This is a genomic window from Streptomyces sp. HUAS MG91 (assembly GCF_040529335.1).
Classification (GTDB): Bacteria; Actinomycetota; Actinomycetes; order Streptomycetales; family Streptomycetaceae; genus Streptomyces; species Streptomyces tabacisoli.
Window position 1 is genome coordinate 3,355,491 of record NZ_CP159534.1, and the last position, 15,330, is coordinate 3,370,820.

Consider the following 15,330-nt stretch of genomic DNA (forward strand, 5'->3'; position numbering starts at 1 on the left):
CGGTCCCCGCGTGGTCCGCGTGTGACCGCCGTTCCCGCCGTTACGCCTGTTCCGCCGTACGGTACGTGCTGACAGGCCGGACGTGGCAACTCTGGCACATCTTCCCCGGAGCCCGGAGAGGGGGTCCGGTAGGAGGCATTCGCCCCTTCCACCTGGGAGATGACCGAAATGGCAGCGCATCGCCCGTGCGCACGAATTGGCACTCTTCGGTGACGTATGGGCGGACGTGAAGGTCCCGGACGGTGGACCCGGGCGGGCCCACCGTGACCGGGGTCCTGCTCACGCGTTCGGGGGCGGGCCCTCCAGCGGCCGGCCGAGCACCCCGGGGCGCTGCTGCCACGGCAACGGGCCGCCGGGACGCCGGTAGTCGACGCCGAGGGCGTCAAGTCGCCGGTAGTGGGCGGTCATCCGGCGCTCGAAGTCCGCGTAGTCGCGCTCCCCGGGCTCCGGCAGCTCGCTCCAGGCCACCTCGCCGAACGCGCACAGGCGCGGGAACGCCTGGTAGTCGACGCGCTGGGCGTTCTCCGTCACCTCGGTCCACAGATTGGCCTGGGTGCCCAGGACATGGCGTGCCTCGTCCGCGGTGAGCTGGGGCGGAACCGGCTCGAAGCGGTAGACGTCCTCCAGGGTGCGGACGTACGCGATGGGGACGGGTTCGTCGGGGCCGTCGGACTGCCGGTAGTCCAGGTAGACCTGCTGGAGCGGGCACATGACGACGTCGTGGCCCGCGCGCGCGGCGGTGATCCCGCCCTCGTAGCCGCGCCACGAGGAGACGGTCGCCCCGGGCGCGAGGCCGCCCTCCAGGATCTCGTCCCAGCCGACGAGCCGGCGCCCGCGCTCGCTCAGCCAGGTGTCGAAGTGCCGGATGAACCAGGACTGGAGCTCGTCCTCGTCCTTCAGGCCGAGTTCGGCGATCCGGGCCTGCGCGGTGGGCGAGGCCTTCCACTGGTCCTTCGGGCACTCGTCGCCGCCGACGTGGATGAAGGTGGAGGGGAACAGCTCCAGGATCTCCTCGAAGACGCCCTCGTAGAAGCGCAGGACGGTCTCGGTCGGGGCGAGGACGTTCGGGTTGACGCCCCAGGTGTCCCAGACCGGCAGGGCCGCGGTGTCGACGACGTCGGTGTTGCCGAGTTCCGGGTAGGCGTGGATGGCGGCCTGCGAGTGGCCGGGGATGTCGATCTCGGGGACGACGGCGATGTGCCGGGCGTGGGCGTAGGCGACGATCTCGCGGATGTCGTCCTGGGTGTAGAACCCGCCGTGCGGCTTGTCCTCCCACAGCTCCGAGGCCCGGTGCCCGTACTTGGTGCGGGTGCGCCAGGAGCCGTCCTCGGTGAGCTTGGGGTGGCGCTTGATCTCGACGCGCCAGCCCTGGTCGTCGCTGAGGTGGAAGTGGAAGACGTTCAGCTTGTGGGCGGCGAGCAGGTCGATGAACCGCAGTACGCCGTCCTTGGGCATGAAGTGCCGGGCCACGTCGAGCATCGCGCCGCGCCAGCCGAAGCGCGGCCCGTCCTCGATGTCGGTCAGCGGCAGCCGCCAGACGCGGCCGGGCAGCGGCGCGCGCCGGAAGGCGTCCGGGCCGAGGAGCTGACGCAGGGTCTGCGCGCCCCAGAACACCCCGGCCGGGGAGCCGCCCCGCAGGTCGACGCCGCGCGGGGTGACGGAGAGGCGGTACCCCTCCGTCGGCAGGGTGTCGTCGACGGTCAGCCGGACGAGATCGTCGCCCTCCCGCCGGGCGTCGAACGAGAAGCCGGTCGCGGCGCCGAGCGTGGCGCGCAGCCAGCGGGCGGTGTCCTCGGTGCCCGCCCCGGCGGCGATCCCGGTGTCCTCGCCGACGGCGAGGTACTGGTCGCCGTAACTGGCCACCGATCGGGGGGCCGGAATCAGATCCATGAAGCTCAGTCCTTAACCGCGCCGCCGAGCCCGGACACCAGGCGCCGCTGTACGAGTACGAAGAAGACCAGTACCGGAATGGTCATCACGGTCGACGCTGCCATGATTCCGCCCCAGTCGTTCTCGTCCGGTTTGAAGAAGACGAGCAGGGCCATCGGAAGCGTCGACTGGGAGGTGTCGCTGATGATGAACGACTTCGCGAACAGGAAGTCGTTCCAGGTGGAGATGAAGGAGAAGACACTCGTCGCCACAAGGCCCGGGAAGACCAGCGGAAAGAGGATCTGCCACAGGAAGCGGGAACGGCTGGCGCCGTCGAGGTAGGCGGCCTCCTCCAGTGCCTCGGGCACGGCTTTCACGAATCCGCGCAGCATCCAGATCGCGAACGGCAGCGAGAACGCGAGATGCGGCAGGATCAGCGAGCCGAGCGTGTTGAGCTGCCCGAAGTCCCGCATGAGGAAGAACAGCGGAATGGTCAGGGCCTCGACCGGCACCATCTGCGCGACGAGGAACATGATGAGCAGTGTCGTACGGAACCGGAATCGAAAACGGGTCACGGCCGTCGCCGCGAGAAACGCGACGAGCGCCGAGACCACCACGACCGTGCCCGCCACGATCAGGCTGTTGACGAAGTAACGGCCGAATTCCTGCTGTTGGAAGACGCGATGGAAGGAGTCGAGTGACGGATCGAGGGTCCAGGGGCGCGGCTCGGTCGATTCGATCTCCCCGGCCGGTTTGAAGGCGCTGAGCACCATCCAGTAGAGGGGAAAGGCGACGACGAGCGCGATGAGCAGCGCGGACGCCTCGGCGGCGAGCCGCCAGGGCCGTTGGATTCTCACAGTTCCCTGCCCTCCCTGCGCATCAGCCGCAGATAGACGAGCGTGACCACGAGCAGGATGACGAGCATCACGACGCCGATGGCCGAGCCGAGGCTGTACTGGCTGCCGGCGAACGCCTTCTGGTACGCGTACACGTTGAGGACGAGGTTCTGTCCGGCGATGCCGCCGCCGCCCGTCATCACGTAGATCTGGGTGAAGACCTTGAAGTCCCAGATGACCGACTGGATGGTGACGACGACGAGGATCGGGCGGAGCATCGGCGCGGTGACGGAACGCCAGGTCCGCCACTGGGACGCGCCGTCGAGGGAGGCGGCCTCCAGGACCTCGCCCGGGATGGCGCGGATGCCCGCGTACACGGTGACCATCACGAACGGGAAGGAGCACCAGACCACTTCGAGCAGGACCAGCGCGAAGGCGCTGTAGCGGCCGTACGTCCACGAGAAGTCGCCGAGCCCGAGGACCTTGTTGACCGGGCCGAAGTCCGCGTCGAAGAGGAACATCCAGACGGTGGACCCGGTGATCGCCGGGGTGGCCCAGGCGCCGAGGGCGGCCAGCATCAGGGCGAGCCGGGGCACGGCCCGCACCCGCGTGAGCAGCACGGCCAGCGCGCAGCCCACCAGGAGCGTGGAGACGACGCAGGCGGCGGCGAACAGCACGGTGGCGAGCAGCACCTGCCAGAACTGGCCGTCGGAGAACAGCTCCTGGTAGTTGCCGAATCCCCGGAAGGTGGTCGGGGCGCCGCCGCTGACCTGGGCCTGGGTGTACTCCAGGAACGAGATCAGGCCGAGCTGGTAGATCGGGTAGACGAGCAGGCCGCCCAGCAGGACGAGCGCGGGGGCGAGATAGAGCCAGGGCGCCCATCTCCCGCCCCGCGCGTGCACGGAGCTCACCCGGCGGCCCCGAACGCGTCGTCCATCTTCTTCGCGGCGTCGCCGGAGGCCGCCTTGACGTCCTTACGGCCGCTGACGATCTCCTGGAACATGGTGGGCAGGACCTGGGAGGCGTCGATCTGCGCCCAGGCGGGCGAGGCGGGCACGAACTTGGCGCCCGCGCCGAGGGTCTTCACGAAGGGCGCGACGAACGGCTCCTCCTTGGCGACGTCCTGGCGCACGTCGGTGTAGGTGGGCAGGAAGCCCATGCCGGAGAACAGGGCGCGCTGCGCGTCCTTGCCGGCGAGCTGCTTCATGAGGTCGACGGCGAGCGTGCGGTGGGAGGTGCTCTTGAGGACGCCGATGTTGTTGCCGCCGGCGAAGGCGGGCGCGATGTCGCCCTGCCGCACGCCGGGCAGCGGTACGACCGCGTACTTGCCCTTCACCGCGCCGTCCTCCATGGCCTGGTGGCTGAAGTCGCCGCCGATGGCCATGGCGGCCTTGCCGGAGGCGAAGGCGGTGACGGTGTCGTTGCCGCCCATCGCGGCGCACTTGGCGGCGGGACAGTTGGCGTCGCCGAAGAGCGAGGTGTAGGCCTTGATGCCCTTCTGGGCGGCCGGGCTGTCGATCGCCGAGGTGTACGAGTCGCCCTTCTTGTCGGCGAGTTCGCCGCCGTTGGCCCAGATGAACGGCATCGCACCGTAGGTGTACGCGCCGCCGACCGCGAGCCCGTACAGCTCGGGCCTCTCCTTGTGGATCTTCTTGGCGGTGGCGACGAGTTCGCCTTGCGTCTTCGGTACGTCGATCCCGAGGTCCTTGAAGACGTCGGTCCGGTAGTAGAGGGCTCGTACGCCGACGAAGTAGGGGGCGCCGTAGATCTTCCCGTCGACGGTCACCGACTCCTTGGCGGTCGGGTCGGTGTCGGCGGCCTCGTCCCAGTCCCCGAACTCCTTCGTCACGTCCGCGAGTCCGCCGTCCTTCACGTACCCGGCGGTGTCCGTGTTGCCGTACTCGATGACGTCGGGGGCGCTCTTCGGGTCGTTGAAGGCGGCCTTGATCTTCTCGGCGCGGGTCTCGACGGGTATGTACTCGATCTTCACCTTCGCGCCGTCGTGCGCCTTCTCGAAGGCATCGACGGCCGTGTCCATGACCTTCTTCTTGGGCGCGTTGTTCACCTCCTGGAAGAGCCAGACGCGCAGCGTGCCGCTCTTGTCGTCCTTCGCGGAGTCACTGCTCCCGGACGTGCCGGGCGCGCACGCGGCACCGGCGGCGAGCACAAGTGCGGTGAGCGGAAGGACGGTTCGGGCAAGGGGCTTCATCGGAAACGCCTCCGAAGGGTCGTTGCAACATACGCAATGGCTGTTTCGCTGTGCACAACAGAACGGAGGCTAGAAGGACTGGACCATTGAGCGCAATGGTTTACGGGCAACACAGAGGCCCCCGGCGCGCGTCACCGCGCGCCGGGGGCCTCACCGACGAAGGAGGAGGGGCTACTTCTTGCCGCCGCCGTCCTTGCCCTTGTCCTTGTCGCCGCCCGCGCCCATGGACTCGTAGATCTCCTTGCACATGGGACACACGGGGTACTTCTTCGGGTCCCGGCCCGGCACCCACACCTTGCCGCAGAGCGCCACGACAGGCGTGCCGTCCAGGGCGCTCGCCATGATCTTGTCCTTCTGGACATAGTGGGCGAAGCGCTCGTGATCGCCGTCACCGTGCGACGTCTGCGGCGTCGGCTCTACGAGGGTCCCCGTACCTGTCCCGCGCTCGGGCTCAAGAGTGCTCATAACCGCCAAGGGTACTTAAGCGCGCCCCCAGGGCGAAGAGCCGTCGGCCCGCTCAGTTGAGGGAAGGATCGTCCGGATAGGTCGCCACCATCGCCAGCTCGCTGCGCTGGCGCCGCAGCACCGCCCGCCACAGCCCCTCCGGGCGCGTCGCGGAGACGTCCCCCGGCTCCGACTCGACCACGTACCAGGCGCCCTCGGTCAGCTCGTCCTGCAACTGGCCGGGGCCCCAGCCCGAGTACCCGGCGAAGATCCGCAGCGAGCCGAGCGCCGCGGCCAGCAGCTCCGGCGGCGCCTCCAGATCGACGAGGCCGATCGCCCCGTGCACCCGGCGCCAGCCGAGCGGGCCGTCGGCGGACGCGCCGCCGGGGATCACGGCGACGCCGAGCGCCGAGTCGAGGGAGACCGGCCCGCCCTGGAAGACGACGCCCGGCTCACCGGCCAGCTCGCCCCAGCCCTCCAGGATGTCGCCGACGTCCACCGGCGTCGGCCGGTTCAGGACGACGCCGAGCGAGCCCTTCTCGTCGTGGTCGAGAAGCAGCACGACCGCCCGGTCGAAATTCGGGTCCGCGAGGGCGGGTGTGGCCACGAGCAACCGCCCTGTGAGCGAGGACACCTCGGTCATGCCAGACATGATCCCGCATCTTCGCGCCCTACGGGGAGCCGCGCGCAACTCCCGTATGTATGCAGGTCGGCGCGCATGGAAGCGGAAGGGGCGCACCGGACCGAACCGTCACCCCTTGTGTCCGGTTAAAAACGTTTCGTGTTGTAGCGAAGTCATGACGCTTCAGGCCGACCGCGGGCTTACGGAACAGGGGGAGGCGGCCCTTACCCTTGTCCCTTGGTCCCCTGCCCACCTCTTCGGAACGCGAGATTCATGACCGTCACCGGCATTGACGACGTACTGCTTGTCCACGGCGGAACCCCGCTGGAGGGCGAGATCCGTGTCCGCGGCGCGAAGAACCTCGTGCCCAAGGCCATGGTCGCGGCGCTGCTCGGCAGCGCTCCGAGCCGGCTGCGCAATGTCCCCGACATCCGCGACGTGCGCGTCGTACGCGGACTGCTGCAGCTGCACGGTGTGACGGTCCGCCCCGGTGAGGAGCCGGGCGAGCTGGTGATGGATCCCTCGCACGTGGAGTCGGCGAACGTCGCCGACATCGACGCGCACGCGGGCTCCTCCCGCATCCCGATCCTGCTCTGCGGCCCCCTCCTGCACCGCCTCGGCCACGCGTTCATCCCGGGCCTGGGCGGCTGCGACATCGGCGGCCGGCCGATCGACTTCCACTTCGAGGTGCTGCGCCAGTTCGGCGCCACCATCGAGAAGCGCGCCGACGGCCAGTACCTGGAGGCCCCGCAGCGGCTGCGCGGCACCAAGATCCGCCTCCCCTACCCCTCCGTGGGCGCCACCGAGCAGGTCCTGCTCACGGCCGTCCTCGCCGAGGGCGTCACGGAGCTCTCCAACGCCGCGGTGGAGCCGGAGATCGAGGACCTGATCTGCGTTCTGCAGAAAATGGGCGCGATCATCGCGATGGACACCGACCGCACCATCCGCATCACCGGTGTCGACAGCCTCGGCGGCTACACGCACCGCGCGCTCTCGGACCGCCTGGAGGCCGCCTCCTGGGCCTCCGCCGCGCTCGCCACCGAGGGCAACATCTACGTCCGCGGCGCCCAGCAGCGCTCGATGATGACGTTCCTCAACACGTACCGGAAGGTCGGCGGCGCCTTCGAGATCGACGACGAGGGCATCCGCTTCTGGCACCCCGGCGGCCAGCTCAAGTCCATCGCCCTGGAGACGGACGTCCACCCCGGCTTCCAGACCGACTGGCAGCAGCCGCTCGTCGTGGCCCTCACGCAGGCCACGGGCCTCTCGATCGTCCACGAGACGGTCTACGAGTCCCGGCTCGGCTTCACCTCGGCCCTGAACCAGATGGGCGCGCACATCCAGCTCTACCGCGAGTGCCTGGGCGGCTCCGACTGCCGCTTCGGCCAGCGCAACTTCCTGCACTCCGCCGTCGTCTCCGGCCCCACCAAGCTGGAGGGTGCCGACCTGGTCATCCCCGACCTGCGTGGCGGCTTCTCGTACCTGATCGCGGCGCTGGCCGCGCAGGGCACGTCGCGGGTGCACGGCATCGACCTCATCAACCGCGGCTACGAGAACTTCATGGAGAAGCTCGTGGAACTCGGCGCCAAGGTCGAACTCCCGGGCAAGGCGCTCGGCTAGCCGCCGCCTCTCCCGGCTCTACGGCGATGGGGGCCACCCGGACTTCCGGGTGGCCCCCTTTCGCAGCTCTCGCGCCCGTCTGCGGCCCCGGTGGGGGCTTGTCGGCACACGGCAGCGCACCCGGACCCGGCAGACGCGGCCCCGAAACACCGGCGGGCGGTCACCCGGAAACCCGGATGACCGCCCGCCGCAAAATCGCCGAAGGCCTACTTGCCCTTGGCGGCTTCCTTGAGCTTGGAGCCCGCCGAAACCTTGACGCTGTAACCGGCCGGAATGTTGATCGGCTCGCCGGTCTGCGGGTTACGCGCGGTGCGAGCGGCACGGTGCGTGCGCTCGAAGGTCAGGAAGCCGGGGATGGTGACCTTCTCGTCGCCCTTGGCAACGATCTCGCCGACGGTCTCGGCGAACGCGGCCAGCACGGCGTCGGCGTCCTTGCGGGTCACCTCGGCGCGGTCGGCCAGCGCGGCCACCAGCTCACTGCGGTTCATGTTTGTACTCCCGTGTTCTTCTTGCCGTTGAGGCGTGCCACGCGGCGCAAGGCCGCATGTTGGGCAACAACGAAGCCGATGCTGCCAGGGTCTCGGTCAGGCCCAGGACCCGGGTCCGTCGTCCGAACCCTCGCGCCCGAAGACGCATCCTGCCCCCACCAGCGGCGGTAAAGCCAATCCGGCACCCGTGGGGGTCACACGGAAAGCGCCACCGCCCTGGGACCGGGCGGGCCGGGGGCCTGCTTCCCGGCCACCCTAGAGGGCCCACGAGGGCCCCGCATTCCGCGACGCGCCGTCCTCAGGCGGTCGTGGCGCCTGTCACAGCCGCTCCGGCCGCCTTCGCGGCGTTCCGGACGGCACCCGCCACAGCACCCGCGACCTTGTCGTTGAAGACGCTCGGGATGATGTAGTTCGGGTTCAGCTCGTCCTCGCCGACGACGTCGGCCAGCGCCGTGGCGGCGGCCAGCATCATGTCCGTGTTGACCGTGCGCGACTGGGCGTCGAGCAGGCCGCGGAAGACGCCGGGGAAGACCAGCACGTTGTTGATCTGGTTCGGGAAGTCCGAGCGGCCGGTGGCGACGACGGCCGCCGTCTCGCGGGCCACCGCCGGGTCGACCTCGGGGTCCGGGTTCGCGAGCGCGAACACGATCGCGCCGTCCGCCATCTTGGCCACGTCCTCGCCGCCCAGCACGTTCGGGGCCGAGACGCCGATGAAGACGTCCGCGCCGACGACCGCTTCCTTGAGCGTGCCGGTCAGGCCCTCGGGGTTGGTGTTGTCGGCGATCCAGCGCAGCGGCGAGTCCTTGTCGGCGTCCTTCAGGTCCTCGCGGTCGGCGTGCACGACGCCGTGGATGTCGGCCACCACCGCGTTCTTCACCCCGGCCGCCAGCAGCAGCTTGAGGATGGCGGTACCGGCCGCGCCGGCGCCCGACATGACGACGCGGATGTCGCCAATCGCCTTGCCCGCGACGCGAAGTGCGTTCGTGAGCGCGGCGAGCACGACGATCGCGGTGCCGTGCTGGTCGTCGTGGAAGACGGGGATGTCGAGGGCCTCGCGCAGCCGGGCCTCGATCTCGAAGCAGCGCGGCGCGGAGATGTCCTCCAGGTTGATGCCCGCGAAGCCGGGGGCGATCGCCTTGACGATCTCGACGATGGCGTCGGTGTCCTGGGTGTCCAGGCAGATCGGCCAGGCGTCGATGTCGGCGAAGCGCTTGAAGAGGGCCGCCTTGCCCTCCATCACCGGCATGGCGGCCATCGGGCCGATGTTGCCGAGGCCGAGGACCGCGGAACCGTCCGTCACGACCGCAACCGTGTTGCGCTTGATGGTCAGCCGGCGGGCGTCCTCGGGGTTCTCCGCGATCGCCATGCAGACGCGGGCCACACCCGGCGTGTAGACCATGGAGAGGTCGTCACGGTTGCGGATGGGGTGCTTGGACTGCATCTCGATCTTGCCGCCGAGGTGCATGAGGAACGTGCGGTCGGAGACCTTGCCGAGCGTCACACCCTCGATGCCGCGCAGCTGCTCGACGATCTCGTCCGCGTGGGACGTGGAGCTGGCCGCGATCGTGACGTCGATCCGGAGCTTCTCGTGGCCGGAAGCGGTGACGTCGAGGCCGGTCACCGAGCCGCCGGAGGACTCCACGGCGGTGGTGAGCTGCGATACGGCCGTTCCGCTCGCGGGCACCTCCAGCCGGACCGTCATCGAGTAGGAGACGCTGGGCGCCGTTGCCATGGCCGACTTCCTCTGCTTTCACCGTGTAGCTGTTGCTGTCCGATCGTCGCACCTACCGTCGAGTACGTGGTAGTCGCATCGGATTGTGAACCTTACGTTCATGCCAATTTCGGAAACTGACTTCCACCATACGAGAACTGGCGGCAAACAGAAAGAGGCCCACGTCACTTCCGTGACGTGGGCCTCATTCGAACGTCTACGACACCGACCCGCCATGCTCGCCTCGCGGCAAGTGGTCCCTCTGAGGGACGAAGGTTGGGCCCGGGGGCTTGGATCGAGCCGGTGCCGTCATCAACGGTAACACCGCCGACTGGAGACACAAGGGCCCTTCGGGATCAGTCCCGGAGCAGGTCCGGCACCCCCCGCGCGTCCGGTTCGTCGCGCTCGCCGGAGACCACCGTGAGCTGCTGCGTCGCCCGGGTCAGGGCGACGTACAGCACCCGCAGCCCGGCCGGCGACTCGTCGGCGATCTCCGCCGGGGAGACCACGATCGTCGCGTCGTACTCCAGGCCCTTGGCCTCCAGCGAGCCGAGGGCGACGACCCGGTCGCCGAGCCCGGCCAGCCAGCGGGCCGCCTCCTTGCGACGGTTCATCGCCACGACGACGCCGACGGTGCCGTCCACCCGCTCCAGGAGCCGGACGGCCTCCTCCCGCACGGTGTCCGCCGTCCGCTCGCCGACGGCGACGAACCGCGGCTCGACGCCGGTGGAGCGGACCGCGGCGGGCGACGTGGAACCGGGCATCGCCAGCGCGAGGACCTTCGCCGCCAGGTCCGCGATCTCGGACGGGTTGCGGTAGTTCACCGTCAGCTCGAAGCGGCGCCGCGGCCTGCTGCCCAGCGCCTCGTCGCGGGCGGCCGCCGCCTCGTCCGGGTCGGACCAGGAGGACTGCGCCGGGTCGCCGACGATCGTCCAGGTGGCGTGCCGGCCGCGGCGGCCGACCATCCGCCACTGCATCGGGGTCAGGTCCTGCGCCTCGTCGACGATGACGTGCGCGTACTCGGTCCGCTCCTGCGCCAGCCGCTCGGCCCGCTCGTACTGGGTCTCCTCCCGTACGGGCATCAGCTCCTCCAGGCCGGTCAGCTGGTCCAGCGGGTCGTACTCGCGCTTGCGCTTGGGGCGGGCCGGGGCGCCGAGCACCGAGTTCAGCTCGTCGAGCAGGGCGATGTCGTGCACCGAGTACGCCTCGCGCCGCAGCGACCGGGCCAGCTTGCGGACCTCGCCCGGGTTGAGGATCCGCCGGGCCCAGCGGCCCAGGCGGCGCTCGTCGGACATCGCGGACAGCACGGCGCGCGGGGTCAGCTCCGGCCACCAGGCGTCCAGGAAGCGGACGAAGTCGTCCTCGCCGGTGATGTCCTCGTCGAAGGACGAGCGCAGCTCCGCCGCGAGTTCGGGGTCCGTGTGCCGGCCGGCCGCGCCGGACTGCTCCCACAGCGCGTCGAGGAGCAGCTTGCGGGCGCGCGGGCGCAGGTGGTTGACCGGGGCGGTGCCGCCGAGGGCCGCGTGCCGGATCCGGTTCAGCCGGTCGGCCTCCAGCTCCAGCCGGCGGCCGAAGGCGACCACGCGGAGCCGGGTGGGGGTGCCCGCGGCCGGGGCCTGTGCCTCCTCTTCGTCGCCGAACGCCAGCTGCTCCTGCGGCGCCGGGGCCGGGCGTCCCGACTCCAGCGCGCCGCGCGCCGCCTTGCGCAGCACCTTCAGCATCCGCGACGAGCCCTTCACGCGGGCGACCGCCGGGCTGTCGTACTCCGTGGCCTCCGCGCCGCCGGGACCGTCGTACAGCGAGCCGACCGCGCGGATCGCGACCTGGCCCTCCTCGCCGAGCGAGGGCAGCACGCCCTCGGTGTACGCCACGAGCAGCGGCGTCGGCGACACGATGAGGATGCCGCCCGCGTACCGGCGGCGGTCCTGGTACAGCAGGTAGGCCGCGCGGTGCAGGGCGACCGCCGTCTTGCCGGTGCCGGGCCCGCCCTCCACGTACGTCACCGAGGCGGCGGGCGCGCGGATGACCAGGTCCTGCTCGGCCTGGATGGAGGCGACGATGTCGCGCATGGAGTGGCTGCGGGCCTGGCCGAGCGCGGCCATCAGGGCGCCGTCGCCGATCGCCGGCAGCTCCTCGCCGTCGAGGAACGCGGTCAGCTCCGGGCGCATCAGGTCGTCCTCGACGCCCAGCACCCTGCGCCCCTTGGACCGGATGACCCGGCGGCGCACCACCCGGCCGGGGTCCACGGGCGTCGAGCGGTAGAACGGGGCGGCCGCCGGGGCCCGCCAGTCGATCACCAGCGGCGAGTAGTCCGCGTCGAGGACGCCGATCCGGCCGATGTGCAGGGTCTCGGCGATGTCGGCCGTGCCGTCCTCCCGCACGGCGCCCTCGGCGGGCTCGACCGCGGTGTAGGCCCCGTCGGGGCCCTTCTTGCCGTCCTTGCCGGCCAGCAGGTCGATCCGGCCGAAGAGGAAGTCCTCGAACTCGTTGTTGAGCCGGTTGAGGTGGATACCCGCGCGGAAGACCTGCGCGTCCCGCTCGGCGAGCGCGCCGGGGGTGCCGACCTGGCCGCGCTTGGCGGCGTCGTCCATGAGGAACTCCGCCTCGTGGATCTTCTCCTCCAGGCGGCGGTAGACGGCGTCGAGGTGCTGCTGTTCGACGCCGATCTCACGGTCGCGGACGGAGTCCATCGTGCTGCGGTCCACCGCTGAACCGTGCTGAGCCTGAGCGGCCACCGGGCCCCCTTCTGACGTGCTGGGCAGCCGTCAAAGGTACGCGAAAGGGGCCCGCTGAAGCTACGTACGGAAGGTCACGGCTGGGACAGGTCCTAGGCGTTCACCTCGACGAGCCGTTTGCCGTCGAGCGTCTCGACCTCGAAGTGGTCGATCTGGTCCCGGGTGAAGGCCGCGCCGCCGTGGACGTAGAGCGGGTACCTGGCGCTCTCGTGGGCGCTGCTCGTGATGCCGTAGCCCCACTTCGGGACGGCCCAGGTGGTGACCGTCTCGCGTTCGCCGTTCTTGCCGACCGCGACGAGGGAGCACTTCAGCGGGCCCTTGACGTTCTTCAGCTCCAGGACCGTGTGGGTGCCCCAGGCCTTCTTCTCCATGCCGACCGTCGCGCTCACGTTCGTCGTGGCGTCGGTCGCCTCCACCTTGTCGGTGATGTGGTGGAAGGCGTCCTCGGCGGGGCCCGCGGCGTGCGCGGTGACGGGCTTGCCGCCGTCGTCGCCGGTCGCCGCCAGGACGGTCAGCGGGCCGCCGACGATCAGGGCCGCGGCGGCGGCCACCAGGTACAGGCCCCGGCGCCGCCGCCGCGCCCGCTTGCGGGCCACCTCGTCGACCAGCGTCTCCGCGAGCCGCGGGCTCGGCCGGGCCGCGAGGGACTCCCCGACCACCGGGGTGGCGCGGCCGGGCGGCACGTCGGCGAGGGCGGCGAGCATCGGGCCCATGCCCGCGAACTCCTCCAGCTGCCGCGCGCACCGCTCGCAGCCCGCCAGGTGCGCCTCGAACGCGGTCGCCTCGGCATCGTCGAGGACGCCGAGCGCGTAGGCACCGACCGTCTCGTGCACATCGCCGGACGGCTGCTCCCCGTAGTCGCCGAATCCCCCGTGTCCCCCGTGTCCGAACGTCATGCCGTCACCCCCCGCTCCTCCAGCGCCAGCTTCATCGAGCGCAGGGCGTAGAACACCCGTGAGCGCACCGTTCCGCTGGGGATGCCGAGCGTCTCGGCCGCCTCGTTGACCGTACGCCCCTTGAAGTACGTCTCCACGAGTACTTCCCGGTGGGCCGGGGTCAGATCCTCCAGGGCATCGGACAGCGTCATCAGCCACAGCGCCTTGTCGATCTCGTCCTCCGCGGGGATGACCTCCAGCGGCGACGGATCGACCTCCTGCGGCCGGGCCTGCCGGCTGCGGTGGCCGTCGATGACGATGCGCCGGGCGACCGTCACCAGCCAGGGGCGTACCGAACCGGTCGCACGGTTGAGCTGACCGGCGTTCTTCCAGGCACGGATGAGCGTCTCCTGCACGACGTCCTCGGCACGCTGCCGGTCCCCCGCCACCAGCCGCAGCACATAGGCCAGCAGGGGACGCGCGTGCTCGGCGTAGAGCGCGCGCATCAGCTCCTCGTCCGGCTCCGGGGGCCGCGGCGCTCGATGTCGGGCCCGGGGCGGGCGTTCATCGGCCACGGCGGAATCCTTGCGCACGCCTACCTCCGGTGTCCCCAGTTCTGCCATGTCCTGTGGCTGGGCTCACGACGGTGATACGCAGACGAACACGCGCGTGTTCAAAGGGAGTTGAGATGCACCGTGCACATGGATGGACGCTAGGCGCGGGCCAGGGCGGCGCGGCGGCGGTGTCTGGCCACCCGTTCGCGGTTGCCGCACACCTCGCTGGAGCACCAGCGGCGGCGGCGCCCGCGCGAGGTGTCGAGGTAGATGATCGGGCAGTTGTCGCCCTCGCACTGGCGCAGCGCGCCGCGGGCGGACGGGTCGGTGAGCAGATCCACCGTGTCCCGGGCGACGGCCGCGAGCAGCGCCGGACAGCCGGGGGCGGCGTACAGGGAGCGGACCAGCGTGCCGTCGGCGGTGCGGACGGCACAGGGCGCGGGCGGGGCGGCGCGGGCGAGGAGGTTGACGCGGTCCAGGGCGACGGGCGCGGGCCGGCCCGCGAGTTCGCCGCGGACCAACAGACCGACGTGGCGCCGTAGTTCGTGGAACGCGGCGAGCCAGGACGTGGCCGGGGCGAGGTCGGCGCCCGCCGGTACCAGACCGGCGCCGACCAGCCAGGCCCGCAGGCTGTCGGGGGAGGGGAGGCGTTCGACGGGGTGCGCGGTGGCGACCAGATCCAGGCAGAGGCGTCCGGAGTCGAACCGCAGCTCCCAGAGTGCGGGGCGAGAGGGGTGGGGGGACCCTGTGGGTACTGCTGCCATGTCCTCTACAGTGCCCGCCCCGGGGCGCGGCCGGAACCCCCGCAACCGCGGGGCTACTTCGGGATGTGCGACGGCGGGTCGTCGTGCAGGAGCAGCGCGAAGCGGAAGTGGTCGCGCCAGGCGCCGTTGATGTGCAGGTACTTGGGCGACATCCCGAACCGCTCGAAGCCGCACTTGGCGAGCACCCGCTGGGACGCGAGGTTGTCGGTGAGGGTGCCCGCCTCCACGCGGTGCAGGCCGAGCTCGTCGCGGCAGATGCGGATCATCTCCTCGACCGCGGCCGTGGTCAGGCCGCGGCCCGCGTACCCGCCGTCGATCCAGTAGCCGAGGCTGGCGCTGCACAGCGGGCCCATGACGATGCCGCTGAGCGTGAGCCGGCCCACCACGATCCCGTCGGCCGCCTTGTCGACCAGCACCCAGGTGGCGCTGCCGGCGGCGTCGAGCCGGGACACCTGGCCCTCGGCGGTGTAGAACTCCGGTTCGCGGTGGGGCTCCGTGGCGCGCAGATGGTCGATGTTGCGGACCTGGGCGTCGGCCAGGGCCTGGGCGTCGTCGACCGTGGCGCGACGCATCTCGATGTCGGGGGCGATCAGCATGTGCGTA

General features: G+C 70.7%; 14 protein-coding genes. 1 reads left to right on the forward strand and 13 read right to left on the reverse strand.

The window, feature by feature from the left end; translation table 11 throughout:
- Positions 1 to 279: 279 nt before the first annotated feature.
- The 6 genes from ABII15_RS15265 to ABII15_RS15290 form a co-directional block, all read right to left on the reverse strand.
- Positions 280 to 1,890, reverse strand: coding sequence for a beta-N-acetylhexosaminidase (locus ABII15_RS15265; RefSeq protein ID WP_353942870.1), 1,611 nt, complete (start codon positions 1,888 to 1,890; stop codon positions 280 to 282).
- Positions 1,891 to 1,895: 5 nt separating this feature from the next.
- Positions 1,896 to 2,726, reverse strand: a complete 831-nt coding sequence (locus ABII15_RS15270) for a carbohydrate ABC transporter permease (protein ID WP_353942871.1) — start codon at positions 2,724 to 2,726, stop codon at positions 1,896 to 1,898.
- On the reverse strand, positions 2,723 to 3,616 hold the full coding sequence (locus tag ABII15_RS15275) for a sugar ABC transporter permease (RefSeq protein WP_353942872.1): 894 nt from the start codon (positions 3,614 to 3,616) through the stop codon (positions 2,723 to 2,725). The genes ABII15_RS15270 and ABII15_RS15275 overlap by 4 nt, the downstream gene beginning before the upstream one ends.
- On the reverse strand, positions 3,613 to 4,914 hold the full coding sequence (locus ABII15_RS15280; RefSeq protein ID WP_353942873.1) for an extracellular solute-binding protein: 1,302 nt from the start codon (positions 4,912 to 4,914) through the stop codon (positions 3,613 to 3,615). Before ABII15_RS15280 ends, ABII15_RS15275 begins: the two co-directional genes overlap by 4 nt.
- A gap of 171 nt (positions 4,915 to 5,085) precedes the next feature.
- Positions 5,086 to 5,379 (reverse strand): DUF3039 domain-containing protein, encoded by a 294-nt coding sequence (locus ABII15_RS15285; protein ID WP_353942874.1) that lies wholly within the window; start codon positions 5,377 to 5,379, stop codon positions 5,086 to 5,088.
- A gap of 52 nt (positions 5,380 to 5,431) precedes the next feature.
- Positions 5,432 to 6,001 (reverse strand): YqgE/AlgH family protein, encoded by a 570-nt coding sequence (locus ABII15_RS15290; protein ID WP_353942875.1) that lies wholly within the window; start codon positions 5,999 to 6,001, stop codon positions 5,432 to 5,434.
- Between the two features lie 252 nt (positions 6,002 to 6,253).
- On the opposite strand from ABII15_RS15290, the gene murA reads away from it, so the two are divergent.
- Positions 6,254 to 7,600 (forward strand): UDP-N-acetylglucosamine 1-carboxyvinyltransferase, encoded by a 1,347-nt coding sequence (murA, locus tag ABII15_RS15295; protein ID WP_353942876.1) that lies wholly within the window; start codon positions 6,254 to 6,256, stop codon positions 7,598 to 7,600.
- Between the two features lie 206 nt (positions 7,601 to 7,806).
- On the opposite strand, the gene ABII15_RS15300 is transcribed toward murA, so the two are convergent.
- From ABII15_RS15300 to ABII15_RS15330, 7 genes are all read right to left on the reverse strand, one after another.
- Positions 7,807 to 8,088 carry an HU family DNA-binding protein gene (locus ABII15_RS15300; RefSeq protein WP_016645140.1) on the reverse strand — a complete coding sequence of 94 codons (282 nt, stop codon included), beginning with the start codon at positions 8,086 to 8,088 and terminating at the stop codon, positions 7,807 to 7,809.
- A 298-nt stretch (positions 8,089 to 8,386) separates the two neighbouring features.
- Positions 8,387 to 9,820, reverse strand: a complete 1,434-nt coding sequence (locus tag ABII15_RS15305) for an NAD-dependent malic enzyme (RefSeq protein WP_353942877.1) — start codon at positions 9,818 to 9,820, stop codon at positions 8,387 to 8,389.
- A 335-nt stretch (positions 9,821 to 10,155) separates the two neighbouring features.
- Positions 10,156 to 12,534 carry a UvrD-helicase domain-containing protein gene (locus ABII15_RS15310; protein WP_353942878.1) on the reverse strand — a complete coding sequence of 793 codons (2,379 nt, stop codon included), beginning with the start codon at positions 12,532 to 12,534 and terminating at the stop codon, positions 10,156 to 10,158.
- Between the two features lie 92 nt (positions 12,535 to 12,626).
- A complete protein-coding gene (locus ABII15_RS15315; RefSeq protein ID WP_353942879.1) occupies positions 12,627 to 13,430 on the reverse strand; it encodes a zf-HC2 domain-containing protein in 804 nt (267 codons plus the stop codon).
- Complete coding sequence (locus ABII15_RS15320; RefSeq protein WP_353942880.1) at positions 13,427 to 14,032, reverse strand: sigma-70 family RNA polymerase sigma factor; 606 nt, start codon at positions 14,030 to 14,032, stop codon at positions 13,427 to 13,429. Before ABII15_RS15320 ends, ABII15_RS15315 begins: the two co-directional genes overlap by 4 nt.
- A gap of 89 nt (positions 14,033 to 14,121) precedes the next feature.
- On the reverse strand, positions 14,122 to 14,727 hold the full coding sequence (locus ABII15_RS15325) for an ABATE domain-containing protein (RefSeq protein WP_353942881.1): 606 nt from the start codon (positions 14,725 to 14,727) through the stop codon (positions 14,122 to 14,124).
- Between the two features lie 53 nt (positions 14,728 to 14,780).
- Complete coding sequence (locus tag ABII15_RS15330; RefSeq protein ID WP_353942882.1) at positions 14,781 to 15,323, reverse strand: GNAT family protein; 543 nt, start codon at positions 15,321 to 15,323, stop codon at positions 14,781 to 14,783.
- Positions 15,324 to 15,330 lie beyond the last annotated feature (7 nt).

Excerpts from the sequence above, each read along its gene's own strand:
- ABII15_RS15285 (WP_353942874.1), bottom strand. The coding sequence starts at position 5,379 with ATGAGCACTCTTGAGCCCGAGCGCGGGACAGGTACGGGGACCCTCGTA.
- ABII15_RS15280 (WP_353942873.1), bottom strand. The coding sequence starts at position 4,914 with ATGAAGCCCCTTGCCCGAACCGTCCTTCCGCTCACCGCACTTGTGCTC.
- ABII15_RS15300 (WP_016645140.1), bottom strand. The coding sequence starts at position 8,088 with ATGAACCGCAGTGAGCTGGTGGCCGCGCTGGCCGACCGCGCCGAGGTG.
- ABII15_RS15325 (WP_353942881.1), bottom strand. The coding sequence starts at position 14,727 with ATGGCAGCAGTACCCACAGGGTCCCCCCACCCCTCTCGCCCCGCACTC.
- ABII15_RS15330 (WP_353942882.1), bottom strand. The coding sequence starts at position 15,323 with ATGCTGATCGCCCCCGACATCGAGATGCGTCGCGCCACGGTCGACGAC.
- ABII15_RS15320 (WP_353942880.1), bottom strand. The coding sequence starts at position 14,032 with ATGGCAGAACTGGGGACACCGGAGGTAGGCGTGCGCAAGGATTCCGCC.
- ABII15_RS15290 (WP_353942875.1), bottom strand. The coding sequence starts at position 6,001 with ATGACCGAGGTGTCCTCGCTCACAGGGCGGTTGCTCGTGGCCACACCC.
- ABII15_RS15315 (WP_353942879.1), bottom strand. The coding sequence starts at position 13,430 with ATGACGTTCGGACACGGGGGACACGGGGGATTCGGCGACTACGGGGAG.
- murA (WP_353942876.1), top strand. The coding sequence starts at position 6,254 with ATGACCGTCACCGGCATTGACGACGTACTGCTTGTCCACGGCGGAACC.
- ABII15_RS15265 (WP_353942870.1), bottom strand. The coding sequence starts at position 1,890 with ATGGATCTGATTCCGGCCCCCCGATCGGTGGCCAGTTACGGCGACCAG.
- ABII15_RS15305 (WP_353942877.1), bottom strand. The coding sequence starts at position 9,820 with ATGGCAACGGCGCCCAGCGTCTCCTACTCGATGACGGTCCGGCTGGAG.